We start from the raw sequence: 12,548 nt of genomic DNA on the forward strand, positions 1-12,548 counted from the left end.
CTTCATCGTGAACTCCGCCGCAACGATGCCGCAGCTGCCTTTTTCAACGGAATTGCCCCATTGGCGGACGCTCCGACCGGACCGTTTGGCTCCCGAAAGCAGCCACTCCGGCCACGCTTGCGTTGCCGACGTTGCGTCAGTGTCACAGCATGGTAGCCTAAGACATGCGACCCAACCCATACGCTCTCGGCGGGCCAGTTCAGCTAAGGCAGCCTCTACCGTGGCTTGTCGCTGGCGGATTGCTTCTGTTCGCCATCCTGTTCATCATTCCGTTTAATATGAATGCTGACGATCCCGCGTCGTCGCGACTTGCGTTCACCGGCTCCACCCAAAGGCCTACCGAGTGGGTGGAAATGTGTCTAGGAAAGGACTGGGGTGGACGGCTAAGTCTACGCCACCGGAAATCACCACAGTCCGATAGGCCGATGGCAAGGCTCGATAATCCGGTTCGGCACTTCGTCGTCGATATCGTGGACGAGGGAGAACGGCGAGTCCTGAGAGGCTACTCCCGCCGGGGCGAACCATTCAGCGTTGGAGAGCGCGAGGCTCTCGCTGGATGCCTTACCGGGGCCGCTTTTGCGCTTGGCGACCCTAGAAACCGGAGCGGCAGCTAACCACCCAATCCTCGCCGTTCAGGGTTGGAAATGCGCTGCCAGGAGCGGCCGGGCAGGAAGCGCCCCACTTGCGGACTCAGAAGGCCAAGGCAAAATACATAGATGGAGGCATGCCGTGCGCCACGTATTACGGAACAGGCTCAGAGGGTTTTTTCAAATCATAGCCTACACGGCCATTGCTTATCTCGCCTTCACCGGAGCACTCACAATGTATGAGGATTTGGCCAAGCGCCCGGACCTTCTGACGCTAGCATCGTTGCTATTGTTCTGCGTTGTTTGCGCGTTTGTCCCTAGCGTTGAGGATGTTGGCGATGGGTTCGCTGATCCTGAGACGCCATCAGGGATTGACAGCTAACCATCCAATCCTCTCCTTTCGTGATCTGCAATACGCCGCCGGGAGCGGTCAGGCAGGAATCGCCCCAATCGCAGATGTTGGAGTGGACCTGCGGGACCGCCAATAGCTGCCGTTCAATTTAGTCCTGGCCATGACTGATATATCCGCTATGCTGGATATATGGATAATGAGCTGGCTATCGTCGCGCTAGGCGCCCTCGCGCAAGGCACGCGCCTTGATACATTCCGCCTGCTCGTGCGGCATGAGCCTGAAGGCATGGCTGCGGGCGAGATCGCCCGCCAGCTCGGCGTGCCGCAGAACACCATGTCCGCGCACCTCGGGATCCTGGCACGAGCCGGTCTTGTCCGCTCCGAACGGCATAGCCGCTCGATCAACTACCGTGCCGATCTGGATGGTCTGCGCGCGCTGACGCTGTTCCTCGTCAAGGACTGCTGCGCCGGCAAGGCGGAGCTGTGCGCGCCGCTCCTTGCTGAACTTGCCCCCTGCTGCTGAAAGGTCGCCTCGTGTCCGTCGATATCGTCATCTACCACAATCCCGACTGTGGCACGTCGCGCAACGCCCTCGGTTTGATCCGCAAAGCCGGCATCGAGCCGCATGTTGTCGAGTATCTGAAGACCCCGCCTTCTCGCGCGCTCCTGGTCGAACTGATCGATCGCGCTGGCATGACGCCCCGCGAACTCGTGCGGGATAAAGGCACGCCCTACGCCGAGCTGGGGCTCGGTGACCCATCGCTCTCCGACGAGGCGCTGATCGATGCGATGATGGATCACCCAATCCTCATCAATCGGCCGCTCGTCGTTTCGCCACTGGGCGTGAAGCTTTGCCGCCCCTCCGAGACTGTAGCCGAGCTGATCGAAGGCGGCTTGCGCGAGGATTTTATCAAAGAGGACGGCGAACGCGTACCGGCACGCCCATGACACTGTTCGAGCGTTTTCTGTCCTTTTGGGTGGCGCTGTGCATCGTCGCCGGAATCGCCCTGGGCTACCTGTTGCCGGGTGTGTTCGCGGCGATTGCGGCGGCCGAGGTGGCGCGCGTCAACCTGGTCGTCGCGGTGCTGATCTGGCTGATGATCGTACCGATGCTGCTCAAGATCGATTTCGGGGCGCTCGGATCGGTACGGCGGCACTGGAAAGGCGTTGGCATTACCCTGTTCATCAACTGGGCGGTGAAGCCGTTTTCCATGGCCCTGCTCGGAACGATTTTCATCGGGTGGCTGTTTGCGCCTTTCTTGCCCGAAGGTCAGGCGGCTTCATACATAGCGGGCCTGATCCTTCTGGCGGCCGCGCCATGCACGGCCATGGTGTTCATATGGTCGAACCTGTGTGACGGCGAGCCGGCCTACACGCTTTCCCAGGTCGCCCTTAACGACCTCATCATGGTCTTCGCCTTCGCGCCGCTCGTCGGGCTGCTGCTCGGTTTGGCGTCCATCACCGTGCCATGGGACACGTTGCTGCTATCGGTGGGGCTCTACATCGTTTTGCCGGTGATCGCCGCGCAGCTCGTGCGGCGCGCCGTGCTGGCATCTGGTGGACAGGCCGCGCTCGATCGCCTGCTCGCGCGCCTCGGGCCGGTGTCCCTGATTTCGCTTATGGCAACGCTTGTGTTGCTGTTCGGATTTCAGGGCGAACAGATCGTCGCGCAGCCGATCGTCATCGCTTTATTGGCCGTTCCGATCCTCATTCAAGTCTATTTCAACGCCGGCCTTGCCTATTGGCTTGGTCGCCGTTTCGGCGTGGCCTGGTGCGTGGCCGCGCCCTCTGCCCTGATCGGCGCATCCAACTTTTTCGAGCTGGCTGTCGCCACCGCCATATCCGTGTTCGGCCTGCAATCCGGCGCAGCGCTCGCAACCGTGGTGGGCGTGCTGGTCGAAGTGCCGGTGATGTTGTCGGTGGTGGCGATCGTGAAGCGTACGCGGCCCTGGTATGAAAGGAGGGCGGCTGATGCCTCTATGTGAAGTGTTCGACCATGATTTGCTGCCGGCGCTCGATCGCCGCCATGCGCTCGAACGTCCCGCCCTGGGCCTGGGCGATGGCACGCCGCCCCCGCGCATCCTGCTGCTCTATGGCTCGCTCCGGGCTCGATCGTTTTCGCGGTTGGCGGTTGAGGAGGCGGCGCGCCTGTTGCAGTTCTTCGGTGCCGAAACGCGCATCTACGATCCGCGCGACCTTCCTCTTCCCGATCAGGTGAAAGGCGATGATCATCCCGCCGTCCACGAGCTGCGCGAGTTGTCGCTGTGGTCGGAGGGGCAAGTGTGGTGCAGCCCGGAAAGGCACGGTCAGATCAGCGGCATCATGAAAGCGCAGATCGATCACCTGCCCCTTTCCATGGGCGGCATGCGGCCGACACAGGGGCGCACACTTGCGGTCATGCAGGTGTCGGGCGGATCGCAATCGTTCAACGCGGTGAACACGCTGCGCCTGCTGGGCCGATGGATGCGCATGTTCACGATCCCCAATCAGTCGAGCGTCGCAAAGGCCTTCCAGGAATTTGACGAAGCTGGCCGCATGAAGCCGTCGAGCTATTACGATAGGATCGTGGACGTCATGGAGGAGCTGGTGCGCTTCACGGTGTTGATGCGACCGCATGGCGAGCAGCTTGTCGATCGGTATTCCGAGCGCAAACAAGCCGGTGTGCCGATCGACGGGGCCACAGACCTGTCGAGCATTGCGACGGCCCGCTCATAGCGCGCTGAACGGCAGTTCTGCCGTAAGCTATCGGACGGCCAACCACCAATCCTGGCCATTCCCGCCATTGAAACACGATCAGGAACCCGGCTGATGCGGGTGGAGGCGTCGCACGGGCTCCGGCCTTGGGCCTTCGCCGGAGCGGCGCGGATGTTGGCGCGCGGGCGCTAGAGCATTTTGAAGTCAGGTGGGATCACCTGACGACTCGCAAAATGCGGAAAACAAATAATCAATAGAGCGGGATGTGCTTCAACCTAAGCGCATCCCGCTCTAGCCCTCTGCCGCGAACATGCCATATTGGGCGCGCCACGCGGCAACTTCGGCGCTGAGGTGCGCGGGCGCGGGTTCGCCGGAGATGACGAGGCTGGCGACCTCGTTCGGGGGGTGCATCAGCATCTTCTTCGATCCGTCGCTGAACCACACGGCCACCAGCCGATCGCACAGCACGTCCAGCACCGCGCCGGCCATGCCGTTGTCGATCGCCTTGCTGCCGGGCAGCAGGCGCACCATGATAGAGACGCCCTCGAAGCAATTGCGCGGTTCGCGCACGAAATCGAGCGAGACGAGCAGGCCGGAACGGTCCGGCCGCGCATCATCCGCCAGCCCCGCCACCCGGCGCCATGCGCAGAACCATGTGCGGCAGATATGCGGGCGCACCGCATGGATGCCGCACCCGCGCGCCGAAAGGTGCATGCACGGCGTGCCCGCCGGCTTGCTGAATTCGGGCGTGTCGACGGTGAGGGTGGTGCAGCACGCCACGCAATCGCCGCACGCGCGATCGGCGAGGACCGGCCCCAGCAAGGTGGTTTCCAGATCGGCTTCGGTGGGCATCGCGCGAACGGCGTGCCTTGGCGGCCGGGGGAATGCAAGGGGCGGACGGCGCGGCGGTTTGCTTCGTCAGTTTCGCGATATCGGCGTTGATGCTGATGCTGATGCTGAAACGGCGCAGGAACGGCCCGTTCCGCGACGGGGGCTGGCGACATCGCGATCTTCGGTCAGGTGAAGATCAGGGTGATCACCAACATGGCCAGCATCCCCACGGCGGCGGCGATTGAAAGCCATGCCTGTTCAGCCTTTTTCCTGTAACCTGAAAACCCGAGAAGGCCCGCGCAGATCATCGCGGGCAGCAGCAGGAAGAATGCGAACGGAACGAACAATATCCTGGCGACAATGCTCATTTCCAGATGATCGCGGGGCGCTTCGGCGGCGTTCGTCACCGTCATGTCGTTCAGCAGCGCATTCGCCTGGTCTTCTGAAATGCCGCGTTCGGACAATTCCTCGCGGGCGGCCGATATCGCTTCGGGCAACAGATCCTCTGCCTCGCCAAGACATGCGATCCTGACAAGTTCCATGTCCGGATAGCGCCGCATGTTCGCGCGAAAGTCGATACGGCCCATCGTCCGAAGCATTCCTGTTCGCGGGGTTGCGACGCCGTCGTTTATCCCGGCGGCGCGTTGATCGCCAGTTGGGCGGCGAAGGCGCGTTGATAGGCGGGGCGCGCCTCGCCGCGGGCGACATAGGCGGCGAGCGCGGGATATTCGTCGAGCAGGCCCGACATGCGCAGGCGCAGCAGCACGGAAACCATCATCAGATCGCCCGCGCTGAACGCGCCCTCCAGCCATTCGGCATCGCCCAGCCGCGCCGACAATTGCTCCATCCGGGCGCGGATGCGGTCCATCACCAGCGGCAGGCGGTCCCGCGCCCAGGGCCGGTCTCCCTCCAGGATCTTCGCGGTGGTCAGGTCGTGGACCGGCGGCTCCATCGTGCTGAGCGCGGCGAACAGCCAGGTGATCGCGCGGGCGCGGGCATGTTCGTCCGCCGGCAACAGGCCGGGATGGCGCCCGGCGATGTGGAGGATGATCGATCCCGTTTCGAACAGCGCCAGATCGCCCTCCTCATAGGTCGGGATCTGGCCGAAGGGGTGGAGCGCCAGATGCGCCGGCGCCTTCATCGCCGCGAACGAGACGAGGCGGACCTGATAGGGCAGGCCCGCTTCCTCCAGCGCCCAGCGCACCCGCGTATCGCGCGCCAGCCCCTTGCCGCCATCGGGCGAGCGTTCGAATGCGGTGATGGTGATCGTCATGACGGTTCCTCTCCTTGCCCGCGCCGCCGGGTGCGGCGCGTTCGTCTTCACGACGAACGGGCGCGCCGGGAATCGACATGGCGGGCGCGAAAATATCGCGCGGGCGGAAACTGCACCGGCACGGGCCGGATGGGAACCGCCTTCGCGCGGGGCGCCGGGCACGTGATCGGGAGGGCGACGTGCGCGATCGGGTGAGGGCGGCGCGCCCACTGGCCGATCGCCGGACGCCGCCCTATCTTCGGGCAAGGCCCGGCGGACGCTCGGGCATGCGGAGGGGCGCTTCATGCAATCGATGATCGTGGCGGGGCTGATCCTCCTCATCGCCGTGGCCCTGCCCTTCGCGATCGTCGCCGCGCGCAAATCGGCGCGCAAGGGCGGCCGGGGCGGAATGGCGGGCGCGGTGCTCGCGATCGGGCTGGCCTTCTCCATCCTGTTCGATCCCCGCAAGCAGGAAGTGATCGAACGGATCGGCAAAAGCGAGAACGAGGGCGAGGACCGCAACAAGCAGGGGGAGGTTTAGCGCCGCGCGCGCAAATGCCCGTCCTCGCGCGGGCGCACCGATATGGGCATGGCTCGCGCCTGAGCGGCTTCAGCCCCGGCGGGTGCTCCGGAATTGGCGGGAGCGAGCCAGGCCAGGATCATCGGCACGCAACTGATGATGAATCCAGCGGGATGGGCCGTCAGGTGATCCGAAAGATGCCATGTCGGTCCGATGCCGATCGGGAAAATCTGCAGCAGGACCCATGCGCCGGAAAATCCGCCGTCGCGAAGGCGGCGATAGGTCATCACCGTCAGCACGATCGACAGGAACAGGAAGATCGGGAAACAGATCCATTCAGGAATTCCGAGGAATACGCCCGCGACCACAAGATTGGACGCGAGCAGCAGGGCAATCGACGCGGGCCGATAGCGCGCGCGTTCCGCAAAGGCGCCCATGTTCCAGGTCATGGCTTATCCTGTACCCGTCTGGAGGTGCGCTTGCCACCCGGTTGCGGCGCTTCGGTGTGGACGGGGGCTTGAGGCCATCGGGCGGGCGCGGGACGGAGGGCAGGTTGACGGAATGCGCGCCGCTTGCGGACGCTCAGAAATCGCCCATTTCCACGATTTCGGCGAGCGATACGGCATAGACGCCGCCCGAAGCGCGCTTCCATTCGGCGATGCCTTCCTCCACCGACGGAAAATCAGGGAAAACAGCGGCGAGATGTGTCACGCTCCGGTCCAGCGTCGATCGCGATACCGGAGCATGTGGAAGGGCGTCGCCGAAGCGCCAGGCCAATCTAATCAGCGAAATATGAAAAATGGTCTCATCGGCATCGGGGCTTTCGTCGATGCGCTGTATCTTGACCAATGAGCGTTCTTCACCCGGGCGGGTGCGATAATGCCAGACCTGACCTTCCTGATAGCACGACATGCCTGGTTATCCCTTTTCCCGCCCGTGCCCCGATGCCCCAGTAGCGGCCGCAGGAGAATGGCATGGCATGCCCCGGAAACCGAGAGGCATCGATCGCCCCGAATGGGGCATCGACGCGGCGGCCGGAGTTCTCCACAATCGGCGTCGATCGCGGCCTTCGCGCGACAAGGGAGATCGGAATGATCGCGACGATCCTGCTGGGCGCCTCTTGCGTGGAACGTTGCGCTGGGCCGATCGCGAAGGGGCGACGGTGGAGACCGATCCCGTTCAGGCGTTGAGCGAAGCGGCGTTGAGCTGTGGAGTGGGCAGCTTCAAGTGGCGTGGACTGGACACCGATCACGGTAGCGAGATGATCCTCGTCAATGATCGGGCCACCCGACATGCGCTCGATTGCATCGCCGGCAAGGTGGTTCACGATTTTTATGTCCGTGTGGAACGCAACAACAGCGGCCGATGACGTTGTCACGTGCACCAGGCGTTGTATTTGACTAGCCGCTGCTTTTGCCGGATGTTAAACGAGCGGAGCAGGTCGCTAGGGGTAGAGCAAGATGAACTGGGTGATTAGACCGCTGCGACTCTATGCTGTTTTTCAGGGGCGATCCACTCGGCGCGAATTTTGGTCGTACTTTCTGGTACAGTTTCTGCTGATTGCGGTTCTCGTCAATTCCATACGACTTTTTGTAGCCGATGAAGCAAGTGCTGAATCGGCTTCGTTGCCGTTAATCGCAGTCCTTATTCTGGCTTTTGCGCTACCAAACCTGGCAGTTTCCGTACGCCGTCTACATGATATTGACAAACCTTGGTGGTTTATCCTTCTCGGTCTGGTCCCTGTTATAGGTTGGCTTTTCTGGGTAGTGATGATGGTGCAATCTGGAACGGATGGGCCGAACTCGTACGGCGACGATCCTCGCGATTAGCGGTGGTGGGCGACGGGTCAAGCACGTGCATAGGCCCTTGAAAATGCCCACGGGTTGGTCGAGCGGAAAACGACCATCGGCAAGCGCCCCGATTGCCCGCATTCGCTGACGGTGCCAGAAACGCGCGATGAGCCTGATGCTGATCGTTCTCGCGCTCGCGGCGCAGGCGCCGTCGCCGGGGTTCCGGCTGGAATGCGTGTTCGCGAGCGATCAGGACGGGGGGCCGCCGGCCGATCCGCAGGCGGTGAACATCATTCTCGGCCTGCGCGCCTCGGGAAAGCCGAAAAGCGCGAGCTTCGAGGATCCGTCGAACATATTGGGCGATGATTACGGGCGCACATCCGCGGCGTCCCGCCGATGGACGGTGAAAGGCGTCGGTTTCGATCGCATGGGCGGTTTCGTCGAAATCAATTCACGCCCGCCGCGCCCCGGCCATGCCGCCAGGATATGGTTTTCGGGCGACGGCGCCGGGCTGTTCAAGGGGCGTTTCGTCGTCAATCGCGGCATGCTGACCGAGAGCTTCGCCGAAGGCGACAGCGGCGAGGTGACGTGCAGGAACGATCCCGATGGCGCGGGGCAGGGGCGCTAGGGGGCGGTGATCGCAACACGCCCGGCCATGATGCCGGCAGGCAATTCATCGATACGGCACGCAGCCGCGATTCATGGATCGGGCCAATATCCGGTATCGAGGTTGATGCTCACCCGCTGACCGCCGTCGATCCTTTCGGCTCCGGGCAATCTGGCGAGCAGCGCCGCCGTTACCGCCGCTTCTTCGCCATAGATGCCGGATTTCTCCCCCGACGGGCTCCAATAGGCATAATATTCATCGGTTTCCAGATATTCATCGGCTTCCAGCATGAGGCGTTCGAGCGCATATTGGAACAGGCCGTCATCTCTTCGGCAAACGCGGCCGCGTTCATCGCCGCCCGGGCCCCTGTATATGGCGATCGATTCCACCAACATGCCCAAGCCCTAACAGGATCGCGCCGGCTTTCCACTCCGCCCGGCCGACGACCGCCTGGTTTCAGTGCGCCCTGGGCATGGCAAGGAAAAAGCGATCATCGCGCCCGTTCCGCCTCATAGGTCGCCAGAAGCGGCCATAGGGCGGGGGCGTCCGCGCCCGGCTGCTCGGCCGCGTTGCGGACCGCGTGGAACTCGTCCTCATTCCTGATCCGTCCGCGCCGGAGCACCCGCTGAATGACCTTCGAGAACCGCGATCGCACCGCCGTCAGCGTCGGCAGTTCCGCGTGCGACAACATGTCGTCGATCTTCGAAACCTCGCCGGCGGGCCAGCCGCCTGTGAACTCGACGATATCCCCGATCGCCATGCCCAGGCCGCGCCGGGCCCGCGCGGCCGAGCCGGTGGCGATGCGATCCAGCGCGGCCAGCGGATCGGTCTCCGCCGTCAGCAGCTCGGGCGGGAAAACCCTTGGCGCCATGAAGCCGAGCCATCGCCGCATGCGTTCATAATCGTCGGGTTCAATGCGCATGCGGGATATGCTGGCAGCGCCGTTCGGCCAGGGCAATGGCGAAGATCGCGACCGCCCCGCAAGATTGCCGTCCGCCATCCGTTCAGGCATCCGGCGGACCGGAACCGTGACGGAAGCGACCTAGTGGCGCGGTCCGTTGTCGTCCGGGCGGCTCCATTTCTTCTTCGGTGTCTTCTTCTTTTTCTGCTCCGGAATCCGCCATTTGCGGATGTCGGTGCAATTGCCCATCGAACTGGTCTGTGTCGAGCAGCCCAGAAATTCGCTGTCGCGCGGGCCGAGGATCAGGTGCCGGGGCGTTTCCTCTCCGGTGATGTTGCATCCCGGCCCCGCTTGCTTCCAGCGTTCGAGCACGATCACATTGATCCGCCGGCCGGTGAGGTTGCGCGCGCGATAGGGCGCGTGGCAGCCGGGCGCCTGATGGACGGGGTCAGGCTCCAGCACGGTCGATGGCGCGGACCTGGCGCTCTTCTTGGATCCGCCACCGCCCGATCCGATCCTGATCTCCGGTTTCCAGCATGTCGGCCAGCCACCGTCGCAACTGTCGCTCGCCTGCGCCGGTCCGGCCATCAGCAAAACCCCGCCCGCCGCGATCAGGAACAAACGCACGCGCCTCGACATTGCCGGCATCATATTTCCCCCATGCGGCCCGCCCCCAGGCCGGACGGGGAGGAGACATTCCAGCTAACCGACTGTCAAGAAATCGCTATTCAAATTGGGTGGCAGTATCTGGCCCCCGCCGTGGCGGGCGGGGGAACCGTCCGCGCGGTACGAAGCGAAACGGATCAATCTGGCCGATCCGCCATGCCCGTGCCGCGATAGCGTGCGCCCCATCAGCGATTCGGGTGGGGGGGAATGCCGATGATCACCGTCTTGTGGGCGAGCGACGGAACGCGCCAGTGCGTGTTCATCATGCCGATCAGCATCGAACAGCGCGAGGCGCGGCTGGCCGATCTGGGCATCCAGGTGACCGATCGGCGCGCGATGAAATGGCCGGGGCCGATCGCCGCCCAATGCCTGTTGCCGACGGGCGAGGGTTATCGCTTCGAATGCGAGGGCGTCAGCCGCGCGCAACTGGCGGAGGCTGCGGCGCTCGGCTTTCGCGTGCTGCGCGCGTCCGAGGATCTGATCGGCGCGGCGGGGCTGGCGGACGATCCGGCGGCGGCGGACAAGCATGGCCTGCAGGCGCGCGGGCCGGGCGGCGATGCCTTCCCCTGGGCCGCGCTGGACGGGCCGGGCGACGGCTTCCCATGGTCGAAGCTGCGTGCGCTGCCGTTCCGGCTGGCATCCGGCGAGGCGGAATCGATGCTGCCGCTTTCCGCGCTGATCGGCCGCAAATGCCGGCTGATCGGGCCGGATACCGTGGTCACCGGCGATTTCGACGCGGAGCGGGTGAACATCTTCGTCAATGACGGGGGCCGGATCGAGGCGGTCACCTTCGGATAGCGGGGCCGGAAGATTGAATGGAAAGCCGAGGCCCTGGGCGTTATTCGGGAAGCATGTTCCTGACCGAAGCCGATTACCAGCGAGCCGACTGGCCACTCCTGCAGAACGGAGCGGTCAATCTGTTCTGGAGTCGGGATGTGCTTTCCGAGGCCCGGAAGGACCTGGCCGCGCTGGGGTATGAGGAAAGCGAGATCGTCTTCGGCAGCAAGGCGCCTGGTTTCCACACGCAGATGTCGAACGCGCTAAAGTGGGAGCAGCAGTTCGGATACAGCTTCTGGAACGGGAATCTGGACGCGTTGACCGATGGCATGCGCTATTTCCCGTTCGGGCCGTCCGGCCGAAGCGCCCTTGTCTTCCTGGGCTTTCATGATTTCACCGCGAAGAGCCCCCAGACAGCCCATGCCGTTCTCGACATCATCGAAAATGCGGCTCGGGACCATCTGCTGTCAGGTCGATTGCTGGTCGCATTGGTGCAGACCAACGACAATCAATACGCCGTCTCGGGGATCGGCGGACGAAGGGCGAACTGGAATCCGAGGGAGTGGACGAACCGGGATCGGGGTCTCTAGCGTCCGGAATCGGGGCGGCGGCAGCCGCTGGCGCCGGGGGAGCGGTGGAAGCTCCGCTGCCTCTCCGCCGCTCTCCAGGCCCCGGCTTTCCGCCGTTCACCCCCCGCGAGGAACAGGCAATCGGCACTTCACTATCCTGGGCGGTGGCTGCGATCCGGGGCGTATGATAACCACCCGAACATGTCAGACTTGTCACGCATGATATCGTGGATGGCGATAGCAATGTCGGCATTGGCGGGCGTTGGCCAGGCAATCGCCGCGGAACCGGCGCAATCAGATGCGCCGGCTGTTTCGCCTGTCGATCGGAAGCCGCCCTTGAGACTGGCGGCGCCACGCTGGCTTCCGCTCACCGGACAGCAGATCAAGGTGCTTTTCGCGAATCGCACCCTGGATATGGACGAAGGGTACGAACCATTTCCAGGTGTAAAGGTTCAGATGAACGAGTTCGGAGGCTGTTGGCCTCAAGAGCGATTCCTGGCGGATGGCCAGTGGCAAAGGTCCGAATGCCAGCGAGCCGCGCGCACATTTGCCGGCCGTTGGCATACGGAGCCGTTTCGCGGTGGCGAACGCCTTTGCGTCGAGGCGCCCGGCTTCGAGAAGCGGTGCCGTTTCGTGTGGCAGGGGGACTCCGCGAACAGGGTGATCATGTCATATGCCAGGTTCCACTCCCCGGAGTCCCTCGAGGATCCGGACTGGTACAACCCATATCTGCTCAGCAGCTTGTCGCCCAAGGGCATTCTGTGATCCGCTGGAAGCGGATCGCACGTCAATCGTCGAGCGTGACAAGAATGCACGCCCGGAAGGCACCGTCCGCCGTATCTTGCCGATGCCAGATCTTGACGATGTGATAATATTGGAAATAGCCGTCCGTATCGCGGGCAAGATGTTCGCCAACGCGCGGCAGAAAGTCGAACTCGGCAACGAATAGCGGCTCTGTCGAATCCTCGCCTTCGATCACTTCAACCAAAGCCATGAAGCCCTC

20 protein-coding genes are annotated in these 12,548 nt (G+C 63.5%); 11 read left to right on the top strand and 9 right to left on the bottom strand.

The window, feature by feature from the left end; all coding sequences use genetic code 11:
• The first annotated feature begins 1,128 nt into the window (after positions 1-1,128).
• The 4 genes from ACODTA_RS24235 to arsH are packed head-to-tail and all read left to right on the top strand — an operon-like array spanning position 1,129 to position 3,653.
• Positions 1,129-1,461 carry an ArsR/SmtB family transcription factor gene (locus ACODTA_RS24235; protein WP_489069480.1) on the top strand — a complete coding sequence of 111 codons (333 nt, stop codon included), beginning with the start codon at positions 1,129-1,131 and terminating at the stop codon, positions 1,459-1,461.
• A gap of 11 nt (positions 1,462-1,472) precedes the next feature.
• On the top strand, positions 1,473-1,886 hold the full coding sequence (arsC, locus tag ACODTA_RS24240; RefSeq protein ID WP_489069482.1) for an arsenate reductase (glutaredoxin): 414 nt from the start codon (positions 1,473-1,475) through the stop codon (positions 1,884-1,886).
• On the top strand, positions 1,883-2,923 hold the full coding sequence (gene arsB, locus ACODTA_RS24245) for an ACR3 family arsenite efflux transporter (RefSeq protein ID WP_489069484.1): 1,041 nt from the start codon (positions 1,883-1,885) through the stop codon (positions 2,921-2,923). The genes arsC and arsB overlap by 4 nt, the downstream gene beginning before the upstream one ends.
• Positions 2,910-3,653, top strand: a complete 744-nt coding sequence (gene arsH, locus ACODTA_RS24250; protein ID WP_489069742.1) for an arsenical resistance protein ArsH — start codon at positions 2,910-2,912, stop codon at positions 3,651-3,653. The genes arsB and arsH overlap by 14 nt, the downstream gene beginning before the upstream one ends.
• Before the next feature lie 270 nt (positions 3,654-3,923).
• Here the strand turns inward: arsH and ACODTA_RS24255 are convergent, their stop codons facing one another.
• The 3 genes from ACODTA_RS24255 to ACODTA_RS24265 all read right to left on the bottom strand — a co-directional run bounded on the left by ACODTA_RS24255 (position 3,924) and on the right by ACODTA_RS24265 (position 5,736).
• A complete protein-coding gene (locus tag ACODTA_RS24255) occupies positions 3,924-4,484 on the bottom strand; it encodes a YkgJ family cysteine cluster protein (RefSeq protein WP_489069486.1) in 561 nt (186 codons plus the stop codon).
• A gap of 164 nt (positions 4,485-4,648) precedes the next feature.
• Positions 4,649-4,927: a hypothetical protein gene (locus ACODTA_RS24260; protein WP_489069488.1), complete on the bottom strand. Its 279-nt coding sequence runs from the start codon at positions 4,925-4,927 to the stop codon at positions 4,649-4,651.
• A 164-nt stretch (positions 4,928-5,091) separates the two neighbouring features.
• The gene (locus ACODTA_RS24265) at positions 5,092-5,736 is read right to left on the bottom strand and encodes a glutathione S-transferase family protein (protein ID WP_489069490.1); all 645 of its coding nucleotides are present in this window, start codon (positions 5,734-5,736) and stop codon (positions 5,092-5,094) included.
• A gap of 283 nt (positions 5,737-6,019) precedes the next feature.
• Between ACODTA_RS24265 and ACODTA_RS24270 the strand changes: the two genes are divergently transcribed.
• Positions 6,020-6,256, top strand: coding sequence for a hypothetical protein (locus ACODTA_RS24270; RefSeq protein ID WP_489069492.1), 237 nt, complete (start codon positions 6,020-6,022; stop codon positions 6,254-6,256).
• Here the strand turns inward: ACODTA_RS24270 and ACODTA_RS24275 are convergent.
• The gene (locus ACODTA_RS24275) at positions 6,253-6,684 is read right to left on the bottom strand and encodes a DUF805 domain-containing protein (RefSeq protein ID WP_489069494.1); all 432 of its coding nucleotides are present in this window, start codon (positions 6,682-6,684) and stop codon (positions 6,253-6,255) included. The two genes, ACODTA_RS24270 and ACODTA_RS24275, sit on opposite strands and share 4 nt — an antisense overlap.
• 133 nt (positions 6,685-6,817) lie before the next feature.
• Complete coding sequence (locus tag ACODTA_RS24280) at positions 6,818-7,147, bottom strand: hypothetical protein (protein WP_489069495.1); 330 nt, start codon at positions 7,145-7,147, stop codon at positions 6,818-6,820.
• 208 nt (positions 7,148-7,355) lie between these two features.
• Between ACODTA_RS24280 and ACODTA_RS24285 the strand changes: the two genes are divergently transcribed.
• The 3 genes from ACODTA_RS24285 (at position 7,356) to ACODTA_RS24295 (ending at position 8,653) form a co-directional block, all read left to right on the top strand.
• Positions 7,356-7,604 carry a hypothetical protein gene (locus ACODTA_RS24285; RefSeq protein WP_489069497.1) on the top strand — a complete coding sequence of 83 codons (249 nt, stop codon included), beginning with the start codon at positions 7,356-7,358 and terminating at the stop codon, positions 7,602-7,604.
• Positions 7,605-7,695: 91 nt separating this feature from the next.
• Positions 7,696-8,064, top strand: a complete 369-nt coding sequence (locus ACODTA_RS24290) for a DUF805 domain-containing protein (RefSeq protein ID WP_489069498.1) — start codon at positions 7,696-7,698, stop codon at positions 8,062-8,064.
• A gap of 127 nt (positions 8,065-8,191) precedes the next feature.
• On the top strand, positions 8,192-8,653 hold the full coding sequence (locus ACODTA_RS24295; protein ID WP_489069500.1) for a hypothetical protein: 462 nt from the start codon (positions 8,192-8,194) through the stop codon (positions 8,651-8,653).
• 71 nt (positions 8,654-8,724) lie between these two features.
• On the opposite strand, the gene ACODTA_RS24300 is transcribed toward ACODTA_RS24295, so the two are convergent.
• The 3 genes from ACODTA_RS24300 to ACODTA_RS24310 form a co-directional block, all read right to left on the bottom strand.
• Positions 8,725-8,922: a hypothetical protein gene (locus tag ACODTA_RS24300; protein WP_489069502.1), complete on the bottom strand. Its 198-nt coding sequence runs from the start codon at positions 8,920-8,922 to the stop codon at positions 8,725-8,727.
• Between the two features lie 200 nt (positions 8,923-9,122).
• Complete coding sequence (locus ACODTA_RS24305; RefSeq protein ID WP_489069503.1) at positions 9,123-9,554, bottom strand: hypothetical protein; 432 nt, start codon at positions 9,552-9,554, stop codon at positions 9,123-9,125.
• 120 nt (positions 9,555-9,674) lie between these two features.
• Complete coding sequence (locus ACODTA_RS24310; protein WP_489069505.1) at positions 9,675-10,160, bottom strand: hypothetical protein; 486 nt, start codon at positions 10,158-10,160, stop codon at positions 9,675-9,677.
• A gap of 252 nt (positions 10,161-10,412) precedes the next feature.
• On the opposite strand from ACODTA_RS24310, the gene ACODTA_RS24315 reads away from it, so the two are divergent.
• The 3 genes from ACODTA_RS24315 to ACODTA_RS24325 all read left to right on the top strand — a co-directional run bounded on the left by ACODTA_RS24315 (position 10,413) and on the right by ACODTA_RS24325 (position 12,310).
• On the top strand, positions 10,413-10,997 hold the full coding sequence (locus ACODTA_RS24315) for a hypothetical protein (protein ID WP_489069507.1): 585 nt from the start codon (positions 10,413-10,415) through the stop codon (positions 10,995-10,997).
• A 53-nt stretch (positions 10,998-11,050) separates the two neighbouring features.
• Complete coding sequence (locus ACODTA_RS24320) at positions 11,051-11,566, top strand: barstar family protein (RefSeq protein ID WP_489069509.1); 516 nt, start codon at positions 11,051-11,053, stop codon at positions 11,564-11,566.
• A gap of 222 nt (positions 11,567-11,788) precedes the next feature.
• The gene (locus ACODTA_RS24325; protein ID WP_489069511.1) at positions 11,789-12,310 is read left to right on the top strand and encodes a hypothetical protein; all 522 of its coding nucleotides are present in this window, start codon (positions 11,789-11,791) and stop codon (positions 12,308-12,310) included.
• A 22-nt stretch (positions 12,311-12,332) separates the two neighbouring features.
• On the opposite strand, the gene ACODTA_RS24330 is transcribed toward ACODTA_RS24325, so the two are convergent.
• Positions 12,333-12,539, bottom strand: a complete 207-nt coding sequence (locus tag ACODTA_RS24330; RefSeq protein ID WP_489069513.1) for a hypothetical protein — start codon at positions 12,537-12,539, stop codon at positions 12,333-12,335.
• Positions 12,540-12,548: the final 9 nt, after the last annotated feature.

Source organism: Sphingomonas sp. FG14 (genome assembly GCF_057809675.1).

Coding starts and splice junctions, on each gene's coding strand:
- ACODTA_RS24275 (WP_489069494.1), bottom strand. CDS start 6,684: ATGACCTGGAACATGGGCGCCTTTGCGGAACGCGCGCGCTATCGGCCC.
- arsH (WP_489069742.1), top strand. CDS start 2,910: ATGCCTCTATGTGAAGTGTTCGACCATGATTTGCTGCCGGCGCTCGAT.
- ACODTA_RS24300 (WP_489069502.1), bottom strand. CDS start 8,922: ATGCTGGAAGCCGATGAATATCTGGAAACCGATGAATATTATGCCTAT.
- arsB (WP_489069484.1), top strand. CDS start 1,883: ATGACACTGTTCGAGCGTTTTCTGTCCTTTTGGGTGGCGCTGTGCATC.
- ACODTA_RS24315 (WP_489069507.1), top strand. CDS start 10,413: ATGATCACCGTCTTGTGGGCGAGCGACGGAACGCGCCAGTGCGTGTTC.
- ACODTA_RS24290 (WP_489069498.1), top strand. CDS start 7,696: ATGAACTGGGTGATTAGACCGCTGCGACTCTATGCTGTTTTTCAGGGG.
- ACODTA_RS24235 (WP_489069480.1), top strand. CDS start 1,129: ATGGATAATGAGCTGGCTATCGTCGCGCTAGGCGCCCTCGCGCAAGGC.
- ACODTA_RS24320 (WP_489069509.1), top strand. CDS start 11,051: ATGTTCCTGACCGAAGCCGATTACCAGCGAGCCGACTGGCCACTCCTG.
- ACODTA_RS24280 (WP_489069495.1), bottom strand. CDS start 7,147: ATGTCGTGCTATCAGGAAGGTCAGGTCTGGCATTATCGCACCCGCCCG.
- ACODTA_RS24270 (WP_489069492.1), top strand. CDS start 6,020: ATGCAATCGATGATCGTGGCGGGGCTGATCCTCCTCATCGCCGTGGCC.
- ACODTA_RS24265 (WP_489069490.1), bottom strand. CDS start 5,736: ATGACGATCACCATCACCGCATTCGAACGCTCGCCCGATGGCGGCAAG.
- ACODTA_RS24330 (WP_489069513.1), bottom strand. CDS start 12,539: ATGGCTTTGGTTGAAGTGATCGAAGGCGAGGATTCGACAGAGCCGCTA.
- ACODTA_RS24325 (WP_489069511.1), top strand. CDS start 11,789: ATGTCGGCATTGGCGGGCGTTGGCCAGGCAATCGCCGCGGAACCGGCG.
- ACODTA_RS24255 (WP_489069486.1), bottom strand. CDS start 4,484: ATGCCCACCGAAGCCGATCTGGAAACCACCTTGCTGGGGCCGGTCCTC.
- ACODTA_RS24295 (WP_489069500.1), top strand. CDS start 8,192: ATGAGCCTGATGCTGATCGTTCTCGCGCTCGCGGCGCAGGCGCCGTCG.
- ACODTA_RS24305 (WP_489069503.1), bottom strand. CDS start 9,554: ATGCGCATTGAACCCGACGATTATGAACGCATGCGGCGATGGCTCGGC.